The 9,469-nt window shown below is 63.7% G+C and carries 9 protein-coding genes and 2 pseudogenes; 5 read left to right on the top strand and 6 right to left on the bottom strand.

Features of this window, described 5'->3' with window-relative positions:
- The first annotated feature begins 112 nt into the window (after nucleotides 1-112).
- A pseudogene (locus tag E0E00_RS01415) lies at nucleotides 113-1,612 on the top strand (UPF0236 family transposase-like protein).
- A 273-nt stretch (nucleotides 1,613-1,885) separates the two neighbouring features.
- On the opposite strand, the gene E0E00_RS01410 reads toward E0E00_RS01415, so the two are convergent.
- The 3 genes from E0E00_RS01410 to E0E00_RS14240 all read right to left on the bottom strand — a co-directional run bounded on the left by E0E00_RS01410 (nucleotide 1,886) and on the right by E0E00_RS14240 (nucleotide 3,758).
- Complete coding sequence (locus E0E00_RS01410; RefSeq protein ID WP_165443491.1) at nucleotides 1,886-2,605, bottom strand: ABC transporter permease; 720 nt, start codon at nucleotides 2,603-2,605, stop codon at nucleotides 1,886-1,888.
- Nucleotides 2,602-3,468 (bottom strand): ABC transporter ATP-binding protein, encoded by an 867-nt coding sequence (locus tag E0E00_RS01405; RefSeq protein ID WP_165443490.1) that lies wholly within the window; start codon nucleotides 3,466-3,468, stop codon nucleotides 2,602-2,604. Before E0E00_RS01405 ends, E0E00_RS01410 begins: the two co-directional genes overlap by 4 nt.
- 137 nt (nucleotides 3,469-3,605) lie before the next feature.
- Nucleotides 3,606-3,758 carry a hypothetical protein gene (locus E0E00_RS14240; RefSeq protein WP_165443489.1) on the bottom strand — a complete coding sequence of 51 codons (153 nt, stop codon included), beginning with the start codon at nucleotides 3,756-3,758 and terminating at the stop codon, nucleotides 3,606-3,608.
- Nucleotides 3,759-4,238: 480 nt separating this feature from the next.
- Here E0E00_RS14240 and istA point away from each other — a divergent pair, with 480 nt between their 5' ends.
- Together istA and E0E00_RS01395 are read left to right on the top strand one after the other, a co-directional pair.
- A complete protein-coding gene (istA, locus tag E0E00_RS01400) occupies nucleotides 4,239-5,546 on the top strand; it encodes an IS21 family transposase (RefSeq protein ID WP_130810721.1) in 1,308 nt (435 codons plus the stop codon).
- On the top strand, nucleotides 5,546-6,367 hold the full coding sequence (locus E0E00_RS01395; RefSeq protein WP_242622087.1) for an ATP-binding protein: 822 nt from the start codon (nucleotides 5,546-5,548) through the stop codon (nucleotides 6,365-6,367). Before istA ends, E0E00_RS01395 begins: the two co-directional genes overlap by 1 nt.
- Before the next feature lie 329 nt (nucleotides 6,368-6,696).
- On the opposite strand, the gene E0E00_RS01390 is transcribed toward E0E00_RS01395, so the two are convergent.
- The 3 genes from E0E00_RS01390 to E0E00_RS14235 all read right to left on the bottom strand — a co-directional run bounded on the left by E0E00_RS01390 (nucleotide 6,697) and on the right by E0E00_RS14235 (nucleotide 7,852).
- The gene (locus tag E0E00_RS01390) at nucleotides 6,697-7,044 is read right to left on the bottom strand and encodes a hypothetical protein (RefSeq protein WP_130810717.1); all 348 of its coding nucleotides are present in this window, start codon (nucleotides 7,042-7,044) and stop codon (nucleotides 6,697-6,699) included.
- Between the two features lie 58 nt (nucleotides 7,045-7,102).
- Nucleotides 7,103-7,306 carry a hypothetical protein gene (locus tag E0E00_RS01385; RefSeq protein WP_130810715.1) on the bottom strand — a complete coding sequence of 68 codons (204 nt, stop codon included), beginning with the start codon at nucleotides 7,304-7,306 and terminating at the stop codon, nucleotides 7,103-7,105.
- 234 nt (nucleotides 7,307-7,540) lie between these two features.
- Nucleotides 7,541-7,852 (bottom strand): DUF3784 domain-containing protein, encoded by a 312-nt coding sequence (locus tag E0E00_RS14235; RefSeq protein ID WP_242622151.1) that lies wholly within the window; start codon nucleotides 7,850-7,852, stop codon nucleotides 7,541-7,543.
- A 751-nt stretch (nucleotides 7,853-8,603) separates the two neighbouring features.
- On the opposite strand from E0E00_RS14235, the gene E0E00_RS01370 reads away from it, so the two are divergent.
- A complete protein-coding gene (locus E0E00_RS01370) occupies nucleotides 8,604-8,993 on the top strand; it encodes a hypothetical protein (protein WP_130810711.1) in 390 nt (129 codons plus the stop codon).
- A gap of 127 nt (nucleotides 8,994-9,120) precedes the next feature.
- Nucleotides 9,121-9,469, top strand: a pseudogene (locus E0E00_RS01365) (IS21 family transposase); the annotation flags it as partial.

Below are 9,469 nucleotides of genomic sequence, written 5' to 3'. Positions count from 1 at the left end.
CCGACGGCGTAATGTTTTTGTGGGTCCAGGCTGCGGAATGCCATCTGGAAAGAAGAGGCGGGTCCCTCTAACCTTCTGAGTTGCTGAGACAAGGAAGGGAAGGATCCGCCATATGGAGAAGGATACATCACTGGAGCGGCTGGCAGCTGCCATCTGCCCGATCGTGCTCGATGCGCTGAGGGGCCTCGCTGCCCATCCGGAGGACGGGGATGCCGCCTGGGAGATGGAGGGGAATGTGCTGTCCTCGATCATGGGGGCGGCAGCCGCTGCCTATGCGCAGGCCCTCGAGGAGATGGACAGGGAGCTCTGCGCCAGCCTGCCGGAAGGGATGCATGTCCACGACATCCGCACCCGCATGGTCGCGACGAGGCTCGGCGATGTCAGCTTCAGGCGCAGGCGCTGCACGGACCGTGCAGGCAACGTGGATGCCCCCCTCGACGCCCTCATGGGGCTCGCGCCCTCTGCAAGGATCTCGCCGGGGCTGGAGGCGGAGCTCGTCTGGCTCGCCGCGCAGGCATCCTACCAGCATGCAGCGGATGCCGCCGCATACACGGGCTCGTCCGCCGTCTCGAGGGATGCGGTCATGCGGTGCGTGCGCAGGGCAGGGCGCGCATGCGAGGCGGACGACCGCAGCCGGGAGCTGGAGCTCTAGCAGGACGGCGTGGTCCCGGAAGGCAGGATAAGCTCCGGGACCCTCTGCGTGGAGTCCGACGGCACCGTCGTCGCCCTCCAGCATGCAGGCGGCAGGAGGCACCTGGAGATAAAGGCGATGACCGCATACCGGGGCAAGGAGAGGCATGGGAGGAAGAACCTCAGGCTGGATCCCGTGAGCTTCGGATGCGCCGGCACGCCCGACGAGCTGTGGCGCCAGGGCATCGCTGCCGTGGGGAGCGTCTACAGGCTCGATACGGTCGAGGAGGTCCACTCGGGCTTCGACGGGGCCTCGTGGTGCTCCGGCGGGCTCGGATGGCTCGGAGCCATCGGATGCGACGCCGTCGGGCATATGGACCCCTTCCACGGGAACAGGGCCGTCTCCGCCTGCTTCGGGCGGGAGCACGAGGAGGAGCGCCTCCAGGCGATGAGGCTCATATACGGAGGCGATGCGGAGGGGTGCGCAGGCCTCCTCGAGCGCATGGCCGGGGAGGGCACGGCGAAGGCGGACATCGCGCCGGGGGTCATCAGGTACCTGCGCTCGCATGCAGACCGCATCGGCGTCCCCGGCCCCTCGCTCGGCACGATGGAGAGCGAGAACCAGCATGTCTACAAGTCGAGGATGGCGGGCGTCCCCTGCGCATGGTCCATGCAGGGAGCGTCGGACATGGCGCGCATACGCTCGAGGCAGGCATCCGGGCGCCCCATACCGCATCTCTCACGCGACGAGCGCAGGGGGCCGAAGAGGCTCGAGAGGCGGAAGCGGAAGGAGATCGCCGCATATTCAGGAGACGGGGTAANCTATTCAGGAGGCCCTGCGGCAGGCGATGCGCTAGCATTCGAAGGCAAGGGCTACGAATATCCTGTCCGGGGCTCCGTCGAGATGCTCGGCGCCGAGGTCCGGTTCAGGTCGGAAGGCTGGCTCGGGATCCCGGAGGCTTGCCTGCCCACAAAAGACTGACGCCGTCGCTTAGCTGCAGCAGCATGAAAGAGTTCATGTATGATGACACTAAGTAGCACCAGGGGAATGCACAAGACCACTGCGACGACAGGCCCCAACTTCCGCGCGGTTGCGACGAAGCCATATGCAAGCTCTGTCCACGGAGTTGTGGGTACGAGCACAAAAAAAGAACCCAGCCTACGATAGAGGCCAAAAGTGCGGACATTCCCGCAATGCGGGGGATATGAAGGTTAACCTGTCTCTCCCCAGACCCCACGGAGTCCCTCCTTGTGTCTAATCGGTTAGTCGCCGCATACGGAAGAGCACGAGGAACAGCACGACGAGTGCCATCGCGTTGACGGCGACCACCATGGCCTCCCGGGAGGTCATGGTGGTGCTGGCGAGGTCGGAGAACTGCTCATACGCTGGCTGGGTGTAGGTCCAGCGTGCAAAGGCTTCAAGCCTGTCGTTCAGCGATGACAGCATGGGGAGCATACCCAGCGCCATCGAAACGGGAGCTGAGATGGGCGCCGCATTGACCTGCCGCTTGGCCACGAGCGCTATGGCAAGGCCAATGAGCAGGGAGCACGCCACACACGCCGCATTCGTCATGAGGAATCTCTCCACCATGCCCGCATTGAGTCCGTCGATGCAGGGGAGGAAGAGCAGCGACGAGAGGATTGACGCCACGCCGATGGTGCCGGCAACACCACACAGGTAGGAAAGCGGCCCCACGCCGGACATCGTGAGCATGCGCAGCGTGCCTGCCTCCTTCTCCTCTGCGACAACGCTTGAGGTGTAGATGATGGGCACGATCAGTACATGCATCGTCATGAACATGGGCAGGGCACTTGCAAGCTGGGTCTCGGTCATGGCGTTCTTGAAGATAAGGGCAACCAGCGGGAACATGAGAAACATCATGAGCGCTGATTTGTTGCGTAGCGAGTCGACCACCTGCTTGTAAAAGACGGCGTCCACTCCATTTGGGCCACTGCCCGGCCGTGTTCCGCTCATTCCAGCTCCCTTCCCGTCAGCTGCAGAAAGACGGCCTCGAGGTTTGGGCTCTCGGTCGAAATCGAGGTGACGTTGCCTGCCTTCAGGATGGCGCATATCTTGTCCGCATCTTTATTGATGTCTGAGAACCTGAAGCTCCGTTTGCCTTGAATCACTGTGACGCAGTGCTCCTTGCTATGGCGCGCGCATATCTCGCGTGGGGCTCCTGCCTCGACGATCCTGCCCTCATTGAGGAGGATGACCCTGTCACAGATTTTTGTAGCCTCCTCCATGTTGTGGGTGGTAAGAAAGATCGTCACGCCGGTGGCCCGCCGCTTGAGGAGCAGTGCGTGGATATCCTCTGCGGTGCCAGGGTCAAGACCGCTTGTAGGTTCATCCAGGAAGAGGAGTTCGGGATCATGCATGAGCGCCCGCGCAAGGCTCAGGCGCTGCCGCATGCCCTTGGAGAGGTCCTGCGCACAGACCGAGCGGCTCTTGTCCAGGCCCACGCGCTTCAGAATCTTGTCTGCGCATCCCATGTCTTTGATCCCGCGTGCCTTGAGGAACACCTTGAGGTTTTCCGTACAGGTAAGGCGCTCGTAGAGGCAGGGATCATCCAGAACGACGCCAATCCTCTTGCTGGCATCCGAAGAAAACGCCCGGGGTGGGTGTGAGAAGACGGAGACCTCTCCGGCATCGGGGGCGAGAAGCCCGAGCATGATCTTGATGAGGGTCGTCTTGCCGGCGCCCGAAGGCCCAAGGAGCCCGAGTATCTCCCTGTGCTGTACCCCCAGCGAGATGTCATCCAACACGACATGGCTGCCGAACGCCTTCCTCACGTTGCCGAGCTCTATAACGTCCTCTGTAGTTCTGGGATCGTCCACGATGCCTCCTGATGTGGTTGCCATCTGAAGGAATGAGATGATGGATGGTGATGAATAGGCAGGCCAGCGTGGCCGCCCAAACACACTGGACCCACGATACACCCCTGGCAGTGTAACGGCTGCCAGGGGTAGGGGCGTTACGCTGCGAAGGAAGCTGCTACGGCGCAGCCAATAGCAGCGGCACCCGCAGACGCACTTGTCGCTTCCTCGTAGGTCTCGCAAATCTCTTCGCCCAGGATAGTCGCATTATCGAGTTCCTCCTGGAGCATCAAGCCATACTTCTTCTCCATTGTCTCCTCCCTCCTTTATATCCGCATCTTTAAGTCCCATCCCCAATCGCAGAGAAGTAGGACTCATTGCCATAGTTAAGCGAGGGGATCTCGCTGGGATATGTCAGCACTGATCTCTGTTTGCTTGAGCGTGTAGAAGATATTGGAGATGCGGTCATAGATGTCCCGATAGCGTTCGTAAGGCGTTTCGCCATCATGTACTACGCCAGGGTATTGCTTCATCACGATTTGGGCCGGATTTACAAAGACCCTATCAAGTCGATCGCAGATGTCTGAGGTAAAAAACATTCTAAGGTATCCGATGACTTCATCATGGTCACCCATAGCTCCCATCGCTTCTGTTGACGCCGGGCGATTTTAGCCACATATAGCCGAAACAAAATAGCCGATTGCAGCCGGAAAAGATTGGCCACCGCACCGCTACATCCCTCCTATGCTGGTTATGCCAATGTGCCGGCGATAGGAGGAATATAGAGAAAGATGGACAGCAGATACGATGGCCTGCAGAAGATTATAGACGAGGCCCTCTCGGCGATGGCAGCCGAGGCAGGGCCGGGGTTCTCGCCGGAGAAGGCGAATCTCGCGGAGTTCTGCAGGAGGACCGGCCTCACGAGATCGAAGGCAAGGACGCTCCGGAAGAGGGGCTTCCACGCCGGGCCGCACGGCAATGCAGGCAGGAAGGCAGAGACGACGGTCCTCACGGGATATACGGGCATCGTCGACGACCAGCTCCGCAAGGGGGTGACGAACTCCCAGACGGTCTTCGACCGGCTCAGGGAGCACGGATATGCAGGCGGCATCACGTCGGTCAAGGACTATATCGCCGCCCACCGCTCGCTCGTGCCTGCGCCGAGGAGGCAGGCGGATCCCAGGGGCCCGCGCGGCAGGAGATACCAGACGGAGCCCGGCGAGGCATACCAGATGGACTGGGGATTCGCCAATGCGGAGGCGGCCGACGGCACCGTCTCGAGGATCGCATGCTTCGCGATGGCCTGCCACCACTGCGGCACCCCCTACATCGAGTTCTTCCCGAACGCTCGGCAGGAGAACCTCTTCATAGGCATGCTGCATGGCTTCATGGAGCTCGGCATCCCGGACTGGGTGCTCACGGACAACATGAAGAGCGTGATCGTCAGGAGGGATGCCGAGGACAATCCCGTCTGGCAGAAGGACTACGAGGCGTTCATGGACTCCATCGGCTTCCGGACGAGGCTCTGCAGGCCCAGGCATCCATGGACGAAGGGCAAGGTCGAGCGGCTCATACGCTTCGTGAAGGAGAGCTTCCTCCAGGGCAGGGAGTTCACAGACATCACCCAGCTCAACGAGGAGGCGAGGCGGTGGTGCCAGGAGCAGTCGGGAAGATGGCGCCGCGCGGCGGCATGCGTGCCCGCAGACGAGCACAGGGACGCATGCATGCAGCATGCGCGCCCGTTCGCCTTCACGGAGGAGGCGGAGCGCTGGCTCTGCCCGAAGAGGAAGATATCGTTCGACGGGTTCGTGAGCTACGAGGGCAGGCGCTTCGGCGTGCCCTTCTGGCATGCGCGCAGGGAATGCCGTGTGGGGCGCGAAGGCCGCGTGCTCCACATATACAGCGACGACCTCTCGCAGGAGCTGGTCGCGCATCCGGTCACATGGGGCCGGCATGACAGCTGCTGCGAAGGGCAGTGGGCCGACGACGGAGGCCCGGCAGAGCAGCCGACGCAGCAGCCGGCGCCGACGGTCAGGCAGTCTGCGGCACCGGCGGCAGATCCCGCCTTCGCGAGGTTCGACTTCGGAAGGAGGGCATGATGGCAGAGGGCATGGGCATCTTCGGCGAGGCGGCAGAGGCCGCTGCCGGCATGGGCATCCGCATATCCGCAGAGGAGCTCGCCGCGCTCGCATCCGACAGGGGCATGGGAGAGGGCGAGATCGCCGCGGTCGGAGCGGTCTTCTCGTACCTCGCCGAGCAGAGGCGGCAGAAGACGGTGGATACGCTCCTGTGCCTCAGCAGGCTGCCTTCGAGGGAGCCGAAGACGTTCGAGGGGTTCGACTTCTCGAGGATACAGGGGCGCGATGCAGGGATGCTCCGGAAGCTCCCTGCCCTCGCCGACCTCTATGCGCACAGGAACATCGCCTTCATCGGCCCCGAAGGCATCGGCAAGACGCATCTCGCGCAGGCACACGGGCGCGCATGCTGCATGAAGGGGCTCAGGACCTACTACCTCAAGGCGAGCGAGCTGCGCGACAGGCTCTCCAGGGCGGCAGAGCGGGGGTCCGCCCAGCACGAGGTCGCGGCGCTCGTGAAGCCCTCGTGCCTCATCGTGGACGAGATCGGGAGGTGCAGGTTCGACAGGGCATGCACCGACATGTTCTTCGACATCGTCGACCGCCGCTACGAGAAGGACGGCCCGAGCACGATGGTGCTCACCAGCAACATGTCCCCGAGCGACTGGAAGGGCTCGTTCACGGGCGAGGATGCGCTGTTGTGCGCCCTCGACAGGCTCTTCGACAATGCCTCGGTCCTCATGATGCGCGGACCCAGCTACAGGGGACGAGGACTCGACACCTACTCCGTGGAGGCGGTGCCCCAGGCGATGAGACAGAGGGGCTCCGGCACGATGGGGCTCTAGCGATGGGCCCTCGGAGCACCATGCACGGCAACAGTTAGCATTTCCGGATGCCGGCACATTGGCCAATATCGTCCGGCTGGAAATGGACAGAATCGCCCGGCGCTCGGTGGCGATTATCTCCCGGCGTTAACATCTTCGATCATTAACGCCCCGTTTAGTCTGAATCAGTTTCGCTTCGTCTTTGTACAAGTAATGTGGCTGCCAGTTTCTAGACACATTTGCACCTGACTTTGCGAAAGCCTGACAATGTGCAGCGATGCACGGAAGGGGTCCTTGCCCGGCCGCGTGGGGTTGTAGGGGGTGGCTCTCCGGCTCCTGCGTCTCCAGGATCAGGGGTCGCACTTGAGGCCGAACTCAGCCATCTGCGCCCGCGACTCGGCGCGCATGCGCCTGAGGGCCTGAAAGGTGTGCTTCGCGAGCGGAATCGTGGGCGCCGAGCTCTGGATCTTGGGTTCTTTCACGTAGAAGCCGCCGCCGTTTCCCAGGGCGTGGCTCACAGCTATAGTGCCGCCGTCGGAGAGGTCGGACCACCTGGGGGCACAGGCCTCGCCGCGCCGCATGACCGTGGTGAGGGCTATCTCCACCGCAAAGTCAAAGGGCTGGAGCTCCGCCTCCATGACGAGGCGCAGCATTCGCGTGCGCTCCTCGCGCGAGAGGGCGTCTATCGGCGTCTTCACGCGTTTGAGCGGCTTGCAGAAGTCGCGGTGGTCTTGAACTGAGGTTCTGCGCCATGGCTCACTTGAGCAGGCGGAAGGCCTTCGAGCAGCTTTTGAGCACGTAGCCGACGGCGGTCGTGTCGTGTATCCATCCGGAGACGTCCGGTATGGAGAGCTCGGCGAGCTTCATGTTGCCGAGGTGGCGGCAGATGATGCGCGTCTCGGCGTGGTGGCCGCGCACCGTGGAGGGCTCTATGGTGCCCGAACCCTCCCCGTGGCGCATGAAATTAGAGAAACTACAGGTCAGACGCATATCGGCTGTGCTGTGGATTGGCAAGATTTACGGTGAAACGGCCTCTGACGCCCTCATAACCCGGAGGTCGTTGGTTCAAATCCAGCCCCTGCGACCAAGAACAAAGCCCTGAACCGTACAAACAGTTCAGGGCTTCTTCTTTCCCAATGGGCCGAAATCGGCGAAAGTAACAGTATCGGTAACAGTATCGCGGGTAGCTTCCAGCTACTTCTTGCACCTCGTGTTCGCGAGGTAGCCCATAGCAGCGCAATCGACCCCAATGATGACGATCGTCACGTACACGAATGCCGTAGGGACCCTCTCTCCCAGCAGCGCCAAAACGAAAATGACGAGTGTGGCCACGAGCATTCCCCCGCCCATGACCCGAAGCAGCTTTTTCTCATCCACCGTCTCCCTCTCCGCCTCGGTGGCAGTGTTGTAGCCCGCGATGAGGCTTGCCCCGTGGCCGGACAGGAAGGCGACGGTCATGGCGGCGAACGCCGCGAATATGACCCACAGCATGATACGTGCGAACATCTCACTCACCTCGAACTTTTCTGCTTGGCCCCTTGCCCCCCATTCGAGTTGCGTGCCCTTCCCGAGTTTTGCAGCATAACATAACTGAATAGGATTCCTGTGATTCGCCCCGCTCAGAGGGCGTTTCCTTTGTCGTGATTCCATGACTTTCCTGCACGGTGCATATCGGTGCATGGTATAACGGGGGAACGTATTCCCGCAGGTCAGGGGCCGGACATGTACCTCGGGAAGTCCAGGAAGAAGAACGGGCGCGCCTGCCTCACGATCGTGGAGGGCTGCCGCGACGGGCGGGGCAAGAACATGCCCGGGACGGTGGGGAGCCTCGGCTACGTCGACGAGCCCGAGCGCGCGGGCATCGCCGGCCCCGTGGCGCACCCCGCCGCCGAGTGCGCGAGGCGCAACGGGGCCAGGAGGGCGCAGACGGGGCCGGCGATCGTCAAGGCCCCGCCCCTGCGGAGGGTCGGCAAGCGCGACGGCGGGGCGCGCGTGGAGCTGGGCGCGGCCGTCGTGGACGCCCACCTCAACCGCGACCTGGGGCTCCCCGGGCTCTTCGAGCGCAGGAGGGCCGCCCGCAGGGTCGCCTTCGACCCCTACCGCGTGCTCGGGCTCCTGGTCTGGGACCGCATCGCCCATCCGTCCTCGAAGAGGGGGGGCGTGGGAGGGGCGCTCCGCGTTCCCGCGCAAGTGCCCTTTCTCCCTCGACGACGTCTACCGGGCGCCCACCTACCTGGACGACCGCGGGGACGAGCCCGTGGCCCACGCGAACGCCTCGCTCGGGGCGGCGCGCGGCCCGCGCGACACGCGGGTGCTCTACTGCGACGTCACCAACCACTGCTTCGAGCGCGAGGGCGAGGACGGGTTCCGCATGCGCGGGGCCTCCAGGGAGCACGGGCCCAGCCCGGTCGTGCAGATGGGCCCCTTCCTCGACGCGGGCGGCGTCCCGCTCGACTACGCGCTCTTCCCGGGGAACGTGCCGGGCGTGGCGACGCTCGCGCCCGCGATGGACGCCGCCGGGGTGCGCTTCGGGCCGGACTCGCCCGGACGCGTCGTCGTGGTCGCCGACAAGGGGCCCAACGCCTCCGCCAACATCGCGCGCTGCGCCCTCGACGGTGTTAGCGCTAACTTGAAAGCTGCCAGTTAGGCCAATGGGAACCACCGGTTCGGACCATGTATCTCAGCCAATCGCGCAAACGCAGTTTCACCAGTTCCGCCGACCGCCTAGATTCGGGCCGTAGGCACGCATCCGGGAGGCTGGCATGGACGGGAACATGATCGGAGGGCCCGACATGGACAAGGAAGCCGGCATCAAGCCGAACTTCTCGGACACAGCGAGGAGGCACGGCGTCGACAGGCACACGGTCGCGAAGCACTGGGCTGCCGACGGGAGCGCGCCGGAGGACGGGCGCGCGGGCAGGCGGAGCGGGTTCGACGGCGTGAGGGGGCTGATCGAGGAGAAGGCGGCGCTGCCCGGGGTGACGGCCAGGGGAATCTACGGGCTGCCGCTCGACCGGCGCGGCGAGGGCGAGCCCAGGCTGCCCGGCCACAGCGGCTCCGCCCACCACCCCAGGACGCGCGGGATAGTCCCCGGCAGGGCCCCCGCCGAGCCCCACCCCAGGT

The sequence above is a fragment of the Olsenella sp. Marseille-P4559 genome (genome assembly GCF_900605015.1).
In the GTDB taxonomy this organism is placed as follows: Bacteria; Actinomycetota; Coriobacteriia; order Coriobacteriales; family Atopobiaceae; genus Tractidigestivibacter.
Note: the sequence above shows the minus strand (reverse complement) of the source record. Positions and strands in the feature narration are given on the sequence as shown.